Consider the following 17894-nt stretch of genomic DNA (forward strand, 5'->3'; position numbering starts at 1 on the left):
GTTAGAATGTTCTCATGATCAATGAGAAAGCGAGACTTTCGTACTTAGAGGCTATGGGTATTCGCTCATGGGTTCCACGTGAGCAATTGCCTGGGGCGAAGCCAAGCATCCGTCTCGTTCCGCAGGGGCAACAGCCCTGTAAGGAGCGTGCGTTAGAGGGTGCCTCCGGTTTGGCCGCAATGCGCAATGCGCTGGGCACAGCACCGACAGCAGTTAATAAGGCGGCGAGCACTGAGTCGGTATCGGCTTCCATTGACGCGCTGAAGGCATCGTTATCTATACAGCCGACTGCTAAGTCGGCTGAAGAGCCTGCAGCAGTAGCCAGTACCGATGAGGCTGTGCTCGCGGAAGGCGTTCGCGAAATTCCTTCATTGTCGCTGTTGAGCGTGGACGATGTGTTGCTGGTGGCGGAGCAGCCTATTCAAAATGGCGTCAAAGGTCTGCAGTATCCGCACCGAGTCTTACTCAATGATGCACTAAGAATTCTCTCGCCCAGCTTTAGACGTGAGAATGTCAGTGAGGATGAAATTGATAGTCAGTTGATTCAGCAAACACTTCCCCGTACGGCCAGCAATCACGATAGATGGGATCATATTCAAGCTATTTTGAATGGCTTTGTGGATGTGCGAGCGCCAAAGCTCGTGCTCTGTTTTGGTAGTGATGCTAATGAACTTCTGGCTTTATCTTCGTTGGATATTATCCCGGCAGCTAGCTTCGACACGCTGTTTGAGGACGCCGAACACCGACTCAAGCTAGCCAACCAGCTGGCAGCGCACGTGCTATCCTGATGGCTGAAAAGCTCACGCTACATGTTCTAGATGAATCCTATTTTGAGCGGCTAAAACAGCTTGAGCAGGGTTCCCACTCACATCCCTGGTCCGACGCCAATATAATGTCTGCCCTCAGCGGCAATCGCACCACTGTGCTGGGTCTGTTGTCTCCTAACCTCAGCGAATTAGCTGCCTATGCGGTGTTCGATGGTGTAGTGGATGAGATGACCCTGCAGAACATTGCCGTGGCGAAGGCCTTTCGCCGCCGTGGCTTAGCCGAGCAGTTAATCACCAGTTCCTGGCAGTATTTTCCCGCTGCGAAAACGCAATTTCTGGAAGTGCGCGAGTCCAATCGCGCGGCGATCAACCTTTATGACAAGCTAGGCTTCGTAGAAGTGGGCGTACGCGACAGCTATTACCCCTGCGATCGTAAAGGCCGCGAAGACGCCATCATCATGGCCCTCACCCGCCTGGATGACTGCAATTAGGGGTCGGGTACATAATAGTGTTACCAGCCGTTAGGCAATTAGAGGCAATTAGGGGTCGGGTACATAACAGTGTTATCAGCTTCAAAATACCACCTAAAAGCCTAGCAGTATTGGATAGGCCTCATCTTCTAGTGAGTTCATTAGGGGCGAGTATTTAGTTATGTACCCGACCCCTAATTGCATCAGTTACGGTCTAGCGCTGCGGCGTGGCGCTGGCGGGCGGCAGGAGTCGTCATGCAGCCGTAGAGTTGGTAGTCCTCGCGGAGCATTTTCAGTAGTGAGCTTGTCATGATCACACCCACAACTAACAGCGGTAGACTTGCTACAATGGTCGTGGAGAGCATTACCTGAATGCCGCCGTCAATGAACATCAGTGCACAGGGTAAGATACCAACGCCAACTGCCCAGAAAATGCGATGCCAGCGTGCTGGGTGTGCGCCAGCATGGAGGTGGTCGGTGGCCACCGAAGCCAGCGTATAGGACGCCGAGTCATAGGTGGTGGCAACGAAAATAATAGCGACCAACGCGAAGAGAATGAGCGCCCATTCACCGGCAGGTAGAGTGAGGAAGACCTGAGTAATGGCCGCTTCAGGAGATTGATCACTCATAATACCGGTAACATTCAGGATGTTATTAAGATCCAAGTACATGGCATAGTTGCCGAAGATAATGAAGAACAGTGCCGCACCCAACGAGCCCCACAGCAACATATTCAAAATTACTGAGCGAATCGTTCTACCGCGGGAAATACGGGTCACAAATATCCCGACGAATGGCCCATAGGCAATCCACCAAGCCCAATAGAATACTGTCCAACTTTCTACAAAACCGCTGCTCTCAACGGGATCTGTCCAGGTATTAAAGCGAATAAATTCCTGCAGTACCAAACCAACGCTATTGGTTCCCATTTTGAGAATAAACAGCGTTGGGCCCACGGCTAGCACGAAAAATAGTAATGCGAGGGCTGCGAAAACGTTCAAATCAGCAAGGCGTTTAATGCCTTTGCTCAAGCCTAGGAAGGCACTGGTACCGAAAATGGCAACACATAGCACCACCACCGCAACTTCCAGGGCAAAGTCATGCGTAATGCCAAAAATACTCGCCAAACTCGCTGCAATCACAGGCGTAGCAAGACCTAGTGAGGTACCAGAACCGCCAACCAGGTTAATCATGTAGATGAAGTCAATAAATCGTCCGCGCTTACTGTTAACGCCATTTGGAAGATGCGCCACACAGGCTGTACTTAAGCGAAGGTAGGGAATCTTGCGAACATAGTAGGGATAGGCAATGGCCAGCGTGGGTAGGCAGAAGATGGCCCAACCCGTGATACCCCAATGGAACACTCCATAGGCGGCAGCGTACTCAATGGCCTCGGTGCTTCTTGCCGCGAAACCTCGGGCTGGGGAGTCAATATAGAAACCCCACTCAATTACCGCCCAATACAGCAACCCTGCGCCAACACCGGCACTAAAGAGCATACCGATCCAGCTGAACAGGGAAAATTCAGGTTCGTGCTCAACGTCACCGAGTTTGATATCACCATACTTGCCAAACGCTAACCAAATTAGAATCACGACGGCACCACAGCCGTACCAGATATAGAAGACACCAAAGTGCTGCGTAAGCAAAGTGAAGAGCTGACTAATGACGGCGCCAGCGGTTTCATGGAAACCGATAATGGGAATGCTCACCAGTAAAATAGCGGCCAAGGTGGCGATAAACAAAGGGCGATCGACGCGGGATACGGCTTGCGTTGATTGAGTCACTGCAACCTCCTAATGGATGCTTTCATTATTCTGTAAGTAAATTATCGCAGATTGCGCGCTGAATTACTGCGCTCTCCACTGATGTATTGAAGACAGCCTGATGGCCACTGCTGAGCTGGGGCCAATCGGCTAAGACATTGCCATTAGGATTGTCGGTGTAGGCAAAGTTCACCCAGTACTGAATCATCGCTTCGCTAAGCGAAGTATCCACCGCAGAGGTCGGTAACCAATCGTCGTGAGTGTTAAACACATAGGCAATTTCAGCCCCGTGATAGGCGCCAATCTGATTGCTAGGATGTTCGCGGGCACGATCGAAGCGATACACGTAGGTAGGCGCGGCGTTAGCGTTATAGTCGGCAAATTCCAAACTCGGGCAAAGCATTTGTTGAGCGGTGGTTAGTCGGTCTAGCTGCTGACGAGGGCTTAAACCTGCTAAAGCGAGATCAACTTGTTCTGACGCTGTATCAGCGAGGTAGGTTGCGCGAAACTCAGCAACGTCCTGCTCAGTGACTTCAGCCGGCAAATACATCAACCACTCGTCTAGATTGGTGCCAATCATGAGTGGCACGCTACGAAGCTGAGCAGAGTCTGCCGCTTCAGCCACCGTGAGCGGCAGCGTAGGCCCGCCCGCCACGGGCGAATAGTCACCAATTTCTGCAGCTAGGGTGGAAATCTCTTCGTGTGTGAGCGCTCGCAAACCTTCTAGGTTAGTGCTGGCTTTTGCGGCAATGGATTCGCCCTGGGTATAGGCATCTGTCAGCGTAGCGCTATCCAATAGCTGAAAACCACCGCTTTGACTGATAGCTTGGTGAAATAGGCCGTCGCTCTGTGGCACCGCAAGCAGCGATCCTACATTTGCAGCGCCAGCGGATTCACCGAAAATAGTTACGTTATTAACGTCCCCGCCAAAGGCTTCAATATTGCCCTTCACCCATTCCAAGGCGGCAATTTGATCGAGCAGGGCGAAATTGTTTTGCGCCATTTGCGAGCTCTTCATATCCGGGTGTGAGAAGTAGCCAAAAATACCCAAGCGGTAGTTAATGGAAACTAACACTACGCCGCGTTTGGCAAATTCCGTTCCGAGGTAATTCGGTTCAAAGCCCCAACCGTTAACATTACTACCGCCGTGAATCCACACCATCACCGGCAGGGAAGCGTCGGGCGAAATGGGCTTTGGCGTCCAAACATTGAGATAGAGGCAATCTTCGCTAATAGTTGGAGTCGTGATAACGCCGGCGGGGCCGTCGAAATTGTCTGCCACACTCTGATACCAATTAGCATTACCGTCATTCTGAACGCAGGCGCTGGAAAATTCTGTGGCGTTGTAATGACCGCTGAGGCTAATTGCCTGCGGTGCCTGCCAACGAAGTTCTCCTACCGGAGGCTTGGCGAAGGGAATGCCGCGGAAGCTCAGCGTTTGAGCCTCCACAACACCTGTGTAAGTACCGCCGCTCGCGGTGCTAACCGAGTTAAGTTCTTCGTCCCCACAACCCAAGAGCACACTCGGTAGCACCGCGATGACAGCGATGCGCTTAACTGACTGCAACAACATCATTCGATTACGCGGTCACCTGAACTACCACACAGCCGCCGAAGCCACCTTGCTCAATCAGTTCGTTAGACTTAACCATCTCACTGAACGGAAGGTTATGGGCAATGCGGTGCTTGAGTTTACCTTCGCTCAACATTCGCTGAGTATCGGCAATAGCGTGCATCTTAGCTTCTTCAGGCATGGCGTAAACAATGACCATGCGAAGCGTTAGGTCCATGAACATCATCTGAATGAACGGCAGCTGGGGTTCTTTAACTTGTGTAGAGGAGTAGGTGGCAATGACACCATTAATCTTGAGGCACTTAAGTACCTCGGGAAGGTTGGCACCAAATTCCACATCCACAACGCGATCAACTTTCTCACCACCCAAGGCTGTTACCACAGCTTCGCCCCAATTGGCTTCGCGGTGATTCACCACCAAGTCAGCGCCCACTTCCTTACAGGTAGCTTCATCCGCGGGGTTTGAAGCGGTAGCCACAACCTTGGCGCCCGCTGCCTTGGCCCACTGGATAGCGTAGTAACCAACGCGACCAGCGCCGCCGGTGACGAGGATGGTCTTGCCAGCGACATCGCCGTCGGCATGCACACAGCGGTGGGCCGTCATGACAGGAATGCCAATCAGTGCGCCCACTTCCATTGGGGCTTCGTCTGGTAATGTGGGGGCTCGGCTGCTCTCAATGGCAATGTACTCCGCGGCGGTGCCGAGTAGACGTCCGTACTGACCTTGGTATACAAACACTCGCTCACCAATGCGCGAGGCATCAACACCTTCGCCGACTGCTTCAATAACGCCCGACCCATCTGAGTTAGGAATAACGTGACCATTATCAAGCAAGTTTGGGAAGGCGCCAGCGCGCTTCTTCACATCCGACGGGTTCGGGCAGGTATATTCCAATTTGACGAGTACTTCGCCAGCACCGGGGGTAGGCTTTTCCTGCTCACCGATGATCAGTGTATCCGCAGCTGTTCCAAATGATTCAAACCATGCAGCTTTCATGTGTCGCTCCTAAATAGTGTCATTGGCGGCGTTGACGTTGCCGCCCAGTACTTAAAAAATTGGTGCTCTCGCTTTCTGTAAAGCCAAAGCGTTATCTCAGACTTAGCAAAGTTAGCTAAGCGTCGGCAAACTATGGCTCTAAGAAGTTTGAGAGGCCTTCGGTATGGCCGTCTACCGCAATAGATTGTCCGGATATCGACTTGCCCATGTCGCTCGCTAAAAATAGCGCCGTATTGGCAATGTCGTCGGCTTCGACAAACAAGCGCATTGAGCTCTGGCGCTGATAAACCGTGCGGATCTCGTTTGTGGTCATGCCTCGTCCGGCGGCATCGCGTTCGATCACACCTTCAATGCGGGGACCGTTGACACTGCCAGGGCAAATAGCATTAACGCGAATTTTGTTAACGCCGAGCTCCATAGCCCAAGTTTTAGTTAAGCCTAGAACAGCCCACTTGGCGGCGGTATAGGGTCCGCGCATGGGAAAGCCAAACAGCGCCGCGTTGGAGGCAATGTTAATCATGGCGCCGCCTTTCGCTTTCATGAGAGGCGTTGCTTCCTTAGTAACATAAAAAATACTATTGAGGTCAATGGCGATGGTTTTATCCCATTCGTCGGGGTCCATGTCTTCGACCGATGCGGTTGGCCCAGCGATCCCGGCATTATTGATCAGTACGTCAAGATGACCGAAGCGCGTTGCGATACCTTCGAACATCGTTTTAACCTGTTGATAGTCGCTCACGTCAACCACGTCACCCGTTGCATTAGGGTGTGAGGCGATAAAATCCGCTACGCCTTGCTCATTAATGTCGCACACGTGGACTAAGCAGTCCTGAGCGAGAAAGCGCTTTGCCATAGTCAAGCCGATGCCCGAGGCACCCGCCGAGATAAAAACCGTACTACCAGCGGATAGTCCCGGTACTCGTGGTTCCATATGTGAACTCCTAAAATGTAGTAAAAAGGGCGCCGGGACCGGCGCCCTTGATCAGTCTTTCGACTTATTCAAAGCGCATCTTGAAGCGAACACCAATCGTACGAGGACGGTTAGTGGTAATCGACGTATCGTAACTGCTGGTGAAACGTGTGATTTCTGCACGCTCATCCGTTGCGTTATTGATAAAGGCTTCAACACCCCAAGCATCGGTTTCAACACCAGCGGTTAGATTCAGGTTGTCATAACCCGCCTGAATTTGACGCTGATCCATAGTGGTGTCACCACCGGCATACTTAAAGATATCATTATAGCTTTGATCCACATTGGCGTAAGCCATCTGTATGTGAGACTCAAAACCCATCATTGGGAATTCGTAACGAGCAGCGAAATTCCACTTCACATCAGGAACATGCGGAAGCGCCGTGCCCGATGGTGAAGAATTGCCGCCAATGACAAAATCTTCAGCAAAGGAAGCGTCGTTGTAAGCCATTGCACCCGAAAGCGTTAGGCCGTCAACTGGGATCCAGGTTAAATCTGTCTCAAGACCTTGGATTTCCGCTTCGCCCACATTAAGCGTTAGGCCAACTGGCGAGCCAAAGCTTGAATCGAACTTAGTGAACTGCATATCTTCCCAGTCCATGCTATAGAAAGCACCGTTCCAACGAACCGTGTTACCAGCCCAAGAGCTCTTCCAACCGAATTCCATGTTAGTCAGGAAATCCGCCTTATAGGTACGCTCGACGATCGGCGTCTCGTCACGGTTGATACCGCCAGGACGATAGCCTTCAGACCAAGTTACGAATAGGTTGACGTTGTCAGTGAGGTCATACGCAACATTGAATTTTTTCAGTACATCTGAATCGCTCACTGAAGAATCAACATTGATAATTGGGAAACCCGGAGCGATAACACCGTAGCCGGAAACACCCGATAATGAGCTTTCGGTATCGAAGTAGCGAAGACCCATAGTTGCCGTTAGTTTGTCGGTTAGGTCGTAGGAAAGCTCACCAAACACCGCAGTTTGCTTATCATTACGAACCTGATCGGTAAGATACCAAAGATTTGCTTTGTCTAGCTGAACGAAGTCAGGTCCTTGCGCCATGCCAGGCTGAATCCACTCTTGACGGTAGGTGTGATCACTGTCTTCATAGTAAACTCCCACGCTGTAGTTCAACGGACCTTCAGAGTTAGACACTAAACGCAATTCGTGCGTGCTACGGTCATACTGGTTGTCTTCTTCGTACATGATGTTGTTGCTAGTACACGGTGCTGTAGCAGTGCCGTAGTACTCACAGCTATAGTACTGAATCCAGCTAGTTGAGTAGTAGTCGGCGTAGGCCGAGTAATCGTTGTTGTACTCAACTTCACGGTCAAGTAGAGAGCCCGCGTAAGTAGCGGTCGCAAAACCAAGATCACCTTCTGCGACAAGAGAGAACTGCGTGAACTGATCAACACTGCTGTCATCATTGAAGCGCTGAATCTCAAGATCGCCAACCTGGCCATTTGGATTTTCTGGATCATGGAACCAAACACCCTCAGTTTCTTGCTTCTGGGTAATCGCACTAGCGGTTACTGTCCAGCTGTCGTTGAGGTCAACTTTAAGTGCTGCACGAGCGCCAGTGTTGGTTAGATCATTAAAGTCTTCTTCAATGCGGTCAGTGTTGTCTTCAACAACCATAGGCATTTCTGGGTTGAAGAGGGCGTACGTGCGTTCGCCGTAGACGTTATCGATGTAACCGCCGTCTTCTTTATTCCAGCCGACAAGGCGAATTGCTGCACTTTCAGATAGTGGAATATTGACAAAACCTTCTACCGAGTAGCTGTCTTCGCCACTATCAGTGTTGGCGTAGCTGACATCGAAGCCACCCTCAAATTGGGTGGTGTCTGGCTGATTAGTAATGATACGCAAGGTACCACCCTGAGACGATGCACCGAAGAATGTGCCCTGTGGACCGGCTAGTGCTTCAACACGCGCAACATCGTAAACGTGAACGTCTAAGTTACGACCAATAGCCGTAACTGGCTGCTCATCCAAGTAGATCGCTACGCTCGGGTGTTGACCCGACGCATTGCCGTCACCACCATCCGATGCGCCACGCATGTATACCTGAGCTAAGCCTGGGCCTGCAGACTGATAGCTTAGGTTAGGTAGCATCAGTGCGTAGTCATTGAAGTTGCTAACGCCTTGGTCTTCCAAATCGCGAGCACTGAGTGCTTGAACGCTGATTGGTACATCCTGAAGGCTCTCAGTTCGCTTTCGCGCGGTAACGAGAACTTCTTCAATAGCGGTAGCTTGAGCGGCAACCGGTGCTTCAGTCTGTGCGAAGGCGGCTGTACTCGCCACGGCGGCACTGATACCAATAGCAAGGTCTTTGCGTTTCAGTTGAGTATTTAGAGCGCGACTTAGGGCCTTATTGGCCTCGCGACGCGGCAAGCGAGGGTTATTCATTTAGTAGTCTCCAGAATCGTTCTTATAGTTATTGAATAATGGAGGTCGAATCCACAATGAAGCGGATACATCACGACCCTGCTAGGAATTAGCAGTGTTTCCATATTCAATGGCATTGCATACGGTAAAGCAAACGAGGAAAATTCGCCTATAGGTGAGATAATTTCACCTTTTTTACCGGTGCAAATTGGGAATAGAAAGCCATTTTATAAAATGGCCTTCTCATAACTTTTGATGGTAGGTGCAAGTAGGTCTTGGAGGGGGGTGAGCGCCTCGTTGTACTCTTTCCACAACGCAACGGCACTGGTGTAGATGGGTTGGCGAACCTGTTCAGAGCTAGCCGTTCTAACGGATCTTTCAGTCTGATGAAAATTCACGCAAGCCTCTTCATAACTTAGATGGCAATATGCTAATAGCTTTCTAATTTCATTTTCAGTGTCATTCACCATATTTTCATAACATACGCGGTGAATTCTCCCAGGTAACACTTCGTCAAAGTGTGACATAAGTTGCACGTAGTCTTGGTAGTAACGGCCAATATCTTCAAGGCGATAGCTAAATCGCTGCCCTGAAGCGAACAGCTGCTTGTAGCCACCAAAGCAGGCCGCCATAGGGTGGCGACGGGCATCGATAATTTTGGCGTTTGGCAAAATAAGCTGAATTAAGCCAATGTGGGCGAAGTTATTGGGCATCTTATCAATGAAGAAGGGGGCGTTGCCGCGTTGAGCCACGGCACGCTGCAAATACTCTTCGCCCAGTTTTAGACGATCTTCGGCGCTAAGCTCGGCCAGGATTTCTGGGTAGTTAGAGGCGTCGGTCTTTTTCTTCCGTCCGGCTAATCGTCGCGCCATGGCGATGATATCAGGCAGCTCCTTGGTGCCATCCACTTGGCTGTGCGAGGCGAGAATCTGTTCAATCAGCGTTGAGCCAGAACGTGGCAGACCGACAACAAAAATAGGGTCGGGGCGCTGACAGCCGAGCGAGGTGTCGGCAAATAACGCTGGCGTACAGGTGTTGATAGAACGTTGGGTGTCCGCGTGGTTGGCATCGGCGCTGTAGCGTTCAATCACCGCTTTGATGTTATTGCCCTTCTCATAATAGTCAAATGACCGCTTGAACTCCTTTCGATCCTCATAGGCTTTACCCAGGGCAAAGGCAAGGTGATAGGCATCGTCACGAGAGAGTTTGCCACCGTTAGCAAGACCGTGCATTTGAGCGAGGAGCTCGTCGCTAAATTTGAATACTTTCATATTTGCCAAGCTCCAGTAGGCCTCACCGAGATTTGGATTGAGCTTGATGGTTTCTAGGTAGGCGGCAATTGCCTCATCTTGTTTGCCAATGGTTTTGTGCGTGTGGCCAAGGCTCATGACTATATTGGATTGTACAGGGTAGTGTTCAATGAGGTAGTTATAGGTAAGTACCGCTTCCTCGAGCTCCCCCAACTGAGCCTGTGCGGCAGCTTTTAGGGTGAGGTAGGTAGGATTTACATTGTCGTTTTTCTCTAGGACGGCAATTTGTTCCAGCGCTTCCTGCGGTCGCTGCCTGCCAAGCAAAGCGCTTGCATAGTTCAACCGAGCAAGGTGAAAGTCCGGTGCCAGCTCTAGTGCTCGTTCGAGCAGTTTTTCCGCATCGTTGTAGAGTTTCAGCTTGATCGCAATTTCGGCTAGGAGGCGAATCGCGGAGACATCCGTAGGGTGGTTTTTTAGATAGTTACGGACCTTTTGCTCGGCCTCGGCGATGCGGCGAGCATTAAAGTCCTGCATGGCTTCTACTAGCTCAGGAGCCTGTGATGAATGCTGAAGTTGTTGATGCAGTGCGGCGCGGCTGGCGTCTTCGTTACCCAAGGCACCATGGGCGTTGGCAAGGCCTTGCCAGGCGGCGGACAGTGACGCATCCAGTTGGGTGGCTGTTGCCAAATGCGTCACAGCGGCTTCGAATTCGCCCAAATGCGCTAAGCACAACCCCAGTTCCTGCTGGGCGAGCGCAAATTTGGGCTGTTGGCGAACAACCTGCGCTAAGTGCTGTTGAGCTTCACTGTTACGCTGCTGTTTACGCAGTGCGGTACCAAGTACGCGCAGTGCATTAATATCACCCGGGACCACTACCAGAATCTCCCTGGCTTGCTCTTCGGCCAAGGTGAATTGGTTATTATCTATCAACGATTGCGCATGAAAAACGGCTTCTTTTAGGTTTTGGGTTTGCGCGTTGCTCATAGTGAATCCCTGTGTTTACGGCGTTGTTGATTAAATTGAGAACAGCTATGTTGACATGGCAACTGCAAATGTTCAAACTCTTGTAGTCAAGTTTTATTCACCTATAAATCTAATAATAACGAGTTAAGGTTGAATTATGCGTAAACGTTTACCTCCGTTAACCGCGTTAAAAAGTTTTGAAGCAGCGGCGCGATTAGGCTCATTTAAGGATGCTGCGGCCGAGCTGTTTGTGTCGCACTCAGCCATTAGTCACCAGGTTAAATTACTGGAGAACTATTTAGATATAAGTCTGTTCGAGCGCAAGGCCAGAGCGGTCCACCTCACAAAATCCGGAAAGGCCTACTACCCGATTATTCGCGAAGCCTTCGACCGAATTGCCGAGGGTACCGAACTCATTCTTAAGCCGAAGGACCACGATATTCTCACTGTTCAGCTCTATAGTACGTTCGCTATTCGCTGGATGATTCCCCGGTTACCTGAGTTCAACGCGGCCTATCCCAATATTAAGATACGCTTGAATACATCTCAGGTGGACGTGGACTTTAGCCACGACGATGTAGACGTCTGCGTCATGATTGGTCAGCGGGTTAGCGAGGATCTTCACTATGACTATTTATTTACCTCCGAGATGTTTCCCGTTGCCTCACCGAAGTTGATTGCCGAGCACCAGTTGACGGAGCCGAATGATTTAGTGGGTTGCCCCATCTTACAGGTGCATCCTTCGCCCCATGATTGGTCAATTTGGTTAGAGGATCATGGTGTGACGGATATTGACTCATCGGAAGGTCTGCAGTTCGACAGCTACGACCATGCGCTATCAACCGCTATGCAGGGTTTAGGTGTGGCGCTAGGAATGCAGCCCTACGTGGATAAAGATTTGCGCTCTGGCATGTTGCGGGAAATCTTCCCTGGTCAGCGTTCTCGAGCTGGTGGCGACTGGTATGCGGTATGTAGGCATGAACGTATGAACGATGAAAAAATTCGCCTCTTCAGAGCATGGTTGCTTGAAGCGTTGGCGCAAGATTCTCAGTTGCAGCCATTGATGGCATAGGGGGCTATATGACCGCAACCACGACACCTAATCACGAAGCACAAACCAGTATTGCTGAAGCCGTTGGGGCGATGAAGCAGCGTAACCCGCAGCAGGCCGAACGCGTCTGTAGAGATTTTCTGGTACTAAACCCCAGCAGTATTCCCCATGTTCAGGTCCTTGGACATGCACTGATTCAGATGAATCGCCTTGATGAAGCCAAAGCGCAGATTGAGTTCGGTATCAAGCTGGCGCCGGACTATGCCGCCTTTTACGAGGATTTGGGTAGCGTGGCGGGTATTGAAGGGCAGTACGATGAAGCGGTGACCTTACTGCAACGTGCTATTCAGATGGACCCTAAACAACCGCGATTCCATAAAAAGTTGGCTCAAGCCCTGGTGGCGGCCGGAAGAACCGATGAGGCGGACGAGGCCTTCATGGGATTTTTGGATAGAGACAACGATGCCGCACTGGTGGCAATGGGCGCCGAACATTGGCGGGCAGAGCGTAAAAAAGAGGCGGAAGAGGCGTTTCGAAATGCACTCCGTGAGAACCCTCAAAACGTTAATGCGATGCGTTTTTTGGCTATTTGTTATCACGAGGCAGGCGGCAAAATTATTGATGCCGAAGCCTTGCTGCGCCGAGCGGTAGAGATAGCGCCGGACTTTCATCAGGCGTGGCATAATTTGGGCTCGGTGCTCATTGATAGCCAGAAGTGGCAAGAAGCAGTGAAGGCTTTTAAGGAGCTGGTGGCGCTGAAACCTGACGATGATTTGGCATGGGCGGGCTTGGGTAATGCCAGTTCGAACTTAGGAGATGTCGATGCTGCGATTTCGGCCTTCGAACAGAGTTTGAGCATTAATCCTCAGTCGGCCGGCGTCTACATGTCATTGGCGCATATGTATAAAACGGTAGGTCGCCTAGAGGATTCGCTTGCTTCCTATCGTGAGTCTATTCGCCTAAAACCTGATTTGGGCGAGAGTTATTGGAGTATGGCGAACTTGAAGATTTTCAAGTTTGAGAATGAGGAGGTTGCGGCCATGGAGGCTCAGCTAGAGAGTGCGGAGCTGAGCGAGCAGGCTCGCGTTCACTTTGAATTTTCCCTAGGAAAGGCATACGAGGATCGAAAGGACTACGACAGTGCCTGGCAGCACTACAGCGCTGGTAATCATCAAAATCGCGGGCTGGTGGATTATGATCCCGTTGAATTTCAGTTGCTTCAGACGCGTGTCCAATCGGTATTCACTCCAGAGTTTGTAAAGCAACATTTAGGGTTAGGGCATGACGCACCGGATCCTATTTTTGTTGTAGGCTTACCTCGTTCCGGCTCGACATTAGTGGAGCAAATTCTATCAAGTCACTCTCAGGTTGAGGGTACCTCTGAGTTGCCAAATGCGGCGAATATCGCCTATTCAACGGCAAAATACCGAAGTGATGGCTTAACGTTCCCCGAGACGCTAGGTGAATTGACTGCTCGTGATTGGGCGGCATACGGTAAAGAGTATCTGCAACAGGTGAAGCATCACCGGGTGGAAGGTACGCCGTTGTTTATTGATAAAATGCCGAACAACTTTAGCTTCGTAGGCTGGATTAAGTTGATTCTGCCCAACGCTAAGATCATCAACACTCGTCGCTTTCCCTTGGACAGCTTGTTGGGCGCGCACAAGCAGTTATTCGCCAAAGGCCAGAATTTCACCTACGACGAGTTCGAGCTAGCGGAATACTATCAACAGTACGTAAAGATCATGGATCATTGGCACCAGGTATTTCCCGGTGAGGTACTTGATGTTCACTATGAGGATACAGTCACTCGGTTGGAATGGCAGGTTCGTCGGCTACTTGAATTCTGTGGGCTGCCGTTCGAAGAGCAATGCTTGCGCTACTACGAGAATAAACGGGCGGTGAAGACCGCGAGTTCGGAGCAGGTTCGCCAACCTATCTATACCTCAGCCTTAGGTTTGTGGCAGCGCTATGAAGCCAACTTGGATCTCTGGAAAGAAGAGCTCAAGGACGTGATTGAAGCGTGCCCCGAAACCGTGCTGGATGCGGCTGGGTGGTAAATGGGGTCGGGTACATAACTTGCAATTAGGGGTCGGGTACATACCACGGGTTTGGTTTTTTAGGGGCCTGCAAGGGAGTGCAATTAGGGGTCGGGTACATACTGTCCGTCGCTAGCCGTTGATTTCTCTAGCGTAGTCACATCTAATTCAGCTCAACGGTTATGTACCCGACCCCAAATCCGACCCCAAATTGCAGACCCCTCGGAAGCGGTTATGTACCCGACCCCAAATCCGACCCCATATTGCAGGCCCCTCGGAAGCGGTTATGTACCCGACCCCAATCGGTGTGACACGTAAAGAGAAACCACCCTATTGGGGTGGCTTTTTGGGTTTTCGGCGCGAACCAATTCGCCGGCGATTGTCGGCGGCAAGGTGCTTCTCAACGAAGTTCTTAGCGCCAAAGGCGAAATTGCTGTGGGTGGCCTTCCGTATGTCCTCCTGCGTTTGACTGCAAGGCGTTTGGAACAAACTTCGATAGGCAGCGCAACGAGCTTGCTTGTTTTCTGAGAGTGCGAGAAAGCTAGCGTGAGGTGTCAGCCAAGGACAGTGATCTTGTTCGGCGTTCGCCAAGTGGCTGGACCAGGGGTATCCGCTCGGCGCATTCACCATCCCGGCGCGAACTGGGTTATCTTCGATGTAGCGATAACAGGCCAATACATATTCATCACTATCGACTAAGCAGGATTTGTAGCGGCTATCCCAAAGTGGACCAGTTCGTTCAAATGCGGTGTTGAAATATTGCGCATACTGCTGGGCACAGGCCTTCATTAAGAGTGCTGGTGCGGTTTGGGTATGAGGCGTGATGAGTAGGTGAACATGATTGCTCATTAGGCAATAGGCGTGGATATCGCAATGATAAGCCTTGGCTTTTTCTACTAGCAGCCGGATGTACAGCAAATAGTCGTGAAGCCCAAAGAATATTTGTTGTCGGTTAACCCCACGATGAACAATGTGAAGTGGGACATCAGGTGATACTAAACGTGCAGTGCGTGGCATGATCAATCTCCCCTCCATGGTAAGGATTGATCATCTATCCTCGCGTAAATAGCCGTTCATTTAGCTACTGAAACGGGTGGTAATTCTGTATATTTTCAGATTTCAAATCTTAGGGTAATTTGACGATAGCCGTAGGCGTATCAAGAGCAATTACGGCTAAGGTATCGCCAATGATTCCGTTGGCTTCAAGCGAGAAGATCACAACGTTCCCCGAATTTTGGTTGGCGACTAGAACCACTTCATTTTGTTCATCAACCAAAAACATTCGTGGCCAATCGCCCTCAACACTTCGGTGCTGAAGTAGTTCGAGGGAATCATTTTCGGCGACAGCGTATACGGCAATACTGTTGTGTCCACGGTTGGCGACATATAGACGGTCTTCGCTTGAATTAAGGCTAATGTGCGAGGCTTGCCCGCCCCTATAATCAGCGGGAAGTAAGCTGGCTCGGTGTTGTTCAATGAAGGTTCCGGCAGCATTCCTTCGAGCGCTAACAACGCTATTACTTAGTTCGTTGACCACAAAAATACGTTGCTCATCCTCCGTTATGGCGAGATGACGAATACCATCGCCTGGTTGCCCTTGATACACGGTTGATGAGGTCTTACTAGAGGGCATATGCTGGTAAATTTCGTCCGTGCCGAGATCCACCGCTAGCAGTGAATTATCGCTAAGCCAGCCAACCCAGTGTGCGTGCGGCCCCTCCTGTCGGTCGGGATGGGTCCCATGGCCCACATGTTGGAAGGTATGGTAGTCGCTGAACTGGTCATTCTCCTTCCTATACACGGAGCTCGAACCACCTGAATAATTAGCCGCTGCCAACCATTCACCGTTAGCCGAGATGGCTGCGTGGCAAGTGTGCGCTTCGGCAGAGAGTATCTGACTCAGTTGCTGGTGTTTAAGAATGCTGATGGCTCCTTGGTTAGTTTCGTTAGTGGCAATCAATTGATCATTAGCAATGAGTACGAAGCTAGGGTTTTCCATGGCAGCTATAAGTGCTAACTCGACGGTCAAGGACTCTTGGTTAAATTGGAGTTCGTAGATTCCCTCACTGCTCCCGCTGGTGTAGGTGCCAATAGCGTAGCTTACAGTCTGAGCGAAACTAGCGCTGCTTGCAGCCAGAAGAACAGACAGAAAAATAGGGAACTTAAACATAATTTGGAAATCCTACGTTGGAGAAAATTGTCGCTAGCTTAGACGAGATTGATCCGTCGCAGCAAGCGCCGACAACATTGCTTATCCGCAAGACGGCGCGTTGAAGTCTTTAGTCGACTGAGCGAGGGATCAGCCAAACCTCCTCCTCGAGATCGACGATGCCATCTAGTTCTTCACTCACAATGCGGTCGATTATAAGCACCCCTCTTGCCGCCATCTGGGGAAAGGTATCGAGGCCATTATTCGGGAAATTCTTACGCGTTCGACCAATGTTAAAGCTGTCCGAGAGCGGTGTGTCAAACTGTTGTGCCAGTTTAGCTCGTCCATCCATAAGCCCAATAAGGCCGCCCCAGGTGGCCGCCGGATTATCGGAATCCCAACCCATCAATACCGCCAATTTCACGGTGTTTTGATAGTCGCCTTCGCCGTATAGGAGGCTGATAATACTTGCACCAAAGTTAATGCCCGCAGCAAAACAGCCATTGCAATATAGGTCTCGAGAACTGATATCGTAGCCATCCTGCTGTTCAACTTGATAACGTTGATAAAGCTCATCGCGGGTGGCTTCCCAAGCTACCCCCTGTTGGTATTGCTGTTGGACGAAGTCGAACATCGCTGCGGTGTAAGAATCATTGGGAAGTGTGAGGCGACCCTGCATAGCTAGCCAATGAATTTGCTCCGCTCGACTTCGCTGTTCGTCGTTCACCAGTGCCAGAGAGTGCAGCGTTACATAGAACTGAGCCGCGTATTCTGCGTGGGATCTTGCGGTGGTGCGAATGGGGAGTTCAGCCAAAGATTGAGCGATGTCTGGACGAGCAGGGGTAAGCGCACCAAAGAGTTCTGTCGTTAACTGTGCATCAATCATATCCGTGTGAGGGTTGAGTTCTGGATCAGAGGTTAAAGGAGGAATAAGGCCATCGTTAAGCATCAACTCAAAGGCCGCTTCGTTAGATACCCAAAGATAATTCTCTGGTTGCCCCTCAGTCGTCGAGAAGGGGGTTTCGTCGTCGCGATAGATATGTGCTATCCACGCGGAGCGAATTTGTTCGCCGCTAAGTCGCACCGATGGAGACTTCGCTAGCAGATCAAGGTAGATATATTCGATATCAGTGTCATCATCAGCACCCCATGACTCCCCGGGTTCAACGAGTACCCAGTCAATATTGGCAGACAGGTCACTGGGAACACCCTGGCCCCAAATGCTAGGCTGGTCTGGCTTACCCCAATCATCGCGCGTGTAGAACTGACCGTGCTGACCTTCGCCGCCAATTTTGTCCATTTCAGTAACCAGACCTGTCCAGTTAGCAATGGAAAGTCCTAACCAAAATCCTTCGAGATGGTCCTGATAATCCGCTCTCGAAATCTCATAATAATTTGGTTGTTCATCGCGCGGCTGACCGCAAGAAGGGAGCGCTAAAAGTAAAGACAATATGAGGCAATAGGGTAGCGTCTTGATAGGCATAGTGAGCTTCCGTTTGAATAGTTGGCA

General features: G+C 50.7%; 13 protein-coding genes. 4 read left to right on the forward strand and 9 right to left on the reverse strand.

Annotation, left to right across the window (positions count from 1 at the left end; genetic code table 11):
* Nucleotides 1-14 precede the first annotated feature (14 nt).
* Entirely contained in the window at nt 15-788 is a 774-nt protein-coding gene (locus tag Q0698_RS11740) for a hypothetical protein (protein WP_298636832.1), read from the forward strand.
* Entirely contained in the window at nt 788-1258 is a 471-nt protein-coding gene (gene rimI / locus Q0698_RS11745; protein ID WP_298636833.1) for a ribosomal protein S18-alanine N-acetyltransferase, read from the forward strand. The genes Q0698_RS11740 and rimI overlap by 1 nt, the downstream gene beginning before the upstream one ends.
* 182 nt (nt 1259-1440) lie before the next feature.
* On the opposite strand, the gene Q0698_RS11750 is transcribed toward rimI, so the two are convergent.
* The 6 genes from Q0698_RS11750 to Q0698_RS11775 all read right to left on the reverse strand — a co-directional run bounded on the left by Q0698_RS11750 (nt 1441) and on the right by Q0698_RS11775 (nt 11166).
* On the reverse strand, nt 1441-3024 hold the full coding sequence (locus Q0698_RS11750; RefSeq protein WP_298636834.1) for a BCCT family transporter: 1584 nt from the start codon (nt 3022-3024) through the stop codon (nt 1441-1443).
* A gap of 25 nt (nt 3025-3049) precedes the next feature.
* Nucleotides 3050-4579 (reverse strand): carboxylesterase family protein, encoded by a 1530-nt coding sequence (locus Q0698_RS11755; protein WP_298636835.1) that lies wholly within the window; start codon nt 4577-4579, stop codon nt 3050-3052.
* Between the two features lie 4 nt (nt 4580-4583).
* Nucleotides 4584-5573 (reverse strand): NADPH:quinone reductase, encoded by a 990-nt coding sequence (locus Q0698_RS11760; RefSeq protein WP_298636837.1) that lies wholly within the window; start codon nt 5571-5573, stop codon nt 4584-4586.
* A 130-nt stretch (nt 5574-5703) separates the two neighbouring features.
* Entirely contained in the window at nt 5704-6504 is an 801-nt protein-coding gene (locus tag Q0698_RS11765) for an SDR family oxidoreductase (protein WP_298636838.1), read from the reverse strand.
* A gap of 64 nt (nt 6505-6568) precedes the next feature.
* Nucleotides 6569-8953, reverse strand: a complete 2385-nt coding sequence (locus Q0698_RS11770; protein WP_298636839.1) for a TonB-dependent receptor — start codon at nt 8951-8953, stop codon at nt 6569-6571.
* A gap of 206 nt (nt 8954-9159) precedes the next feature.
* The gene (locus Q0698_RS11775; protein WP_298636841.1) at nt 9160-11166 is read right to left on the reverse strand and encodes a tetratricopeptide repeat-containing sulfotransferase family protein; all 2007 of its coding nucleotides are present in this window, start codon (nt 11164-11166) and stop codon (nt 9160-9162) included.
* Nucleotides 11167-11302: 136 nt separating this feature from the next.
* On the opposite strand from Q0698_RS11775, the gene gcvA reads away from it, so the two are divergent.
* Both gcvA and Q0698_RS11785 read left to right on the forward strand, forming a co-directional pair.
* Nucleotides 11303-12217 (forward strand): transcriptional regulator GcvA, encoded by a 915-nt coding sequence (gene gcvA / locus Q0698_RS11780; protein WP_298636842.1) that lies wholly within the window; start codon nt 11303-11305, stop codon nt 12215-12217.
* A gap of 8 nt (nt 12218-12225) precedes the next feature.
* Nucleotides 12226-14256: a tetratricopeptide repeat-containing sulfotransferase family protein gene (locus Q0698_RS11785; RefSeq protein ID WP_298636843.1), complete on the forward strand. Its 2031-nt coding sequence runs from the start codon at nt 12226-12228 to the stop codon at nt 14254-14256.
* Nucleotides 14257-14565: 309 nt separating this feature from the next.
* Here the strand turns inward: Q0698_RS11785 and Q0698_RS11790 are convergent, their stop codons facing one another.
* From Q0698_RS11790 to Q0698_RS11800, 3 genes are all read right to left on the reverse strand, one after another.
* Entirely contained in the window at nt 14566-15252 is a 687-nt protein-coding gene (locus Q0698_RS11790) for a transposase (protein ID WP_298636845.1), read from the reverse strand.
* A gap of 109 nt (nt 15253-15361) precedes the next feature.
* Entirely contained in the window at nt 15362-16405 is a 1044-nt protein-coding gene (locus Q0698_RS11795; protein WP_298636846.1) for a lactonase family protein, read from the reverse strand.
* Nucleotides 16406-16514: 109 nt separating this feature from the next.
* On the reverse strand, nt 16515-17867 hold the full coding sequence (locus Q0698_RS11800) for an ADP-ribosylglycohydrolase family protein (protein ID WP_298636847.1): 1353 nt from the start codon (nt 17865-17867) through the stop codon (nt 16515-16517).
* Nucleotides 17868-17894 lie beyond the last annotated feature (27 nt).

Source organism: uncultured Umboniibacter sp., assembly GCF_947497555.1.
GTDB lineage: Bacteria > Pseudomonadota > Gammaproteobacteria > Pseudomonadales > DSM-25080 > Umboniibacter.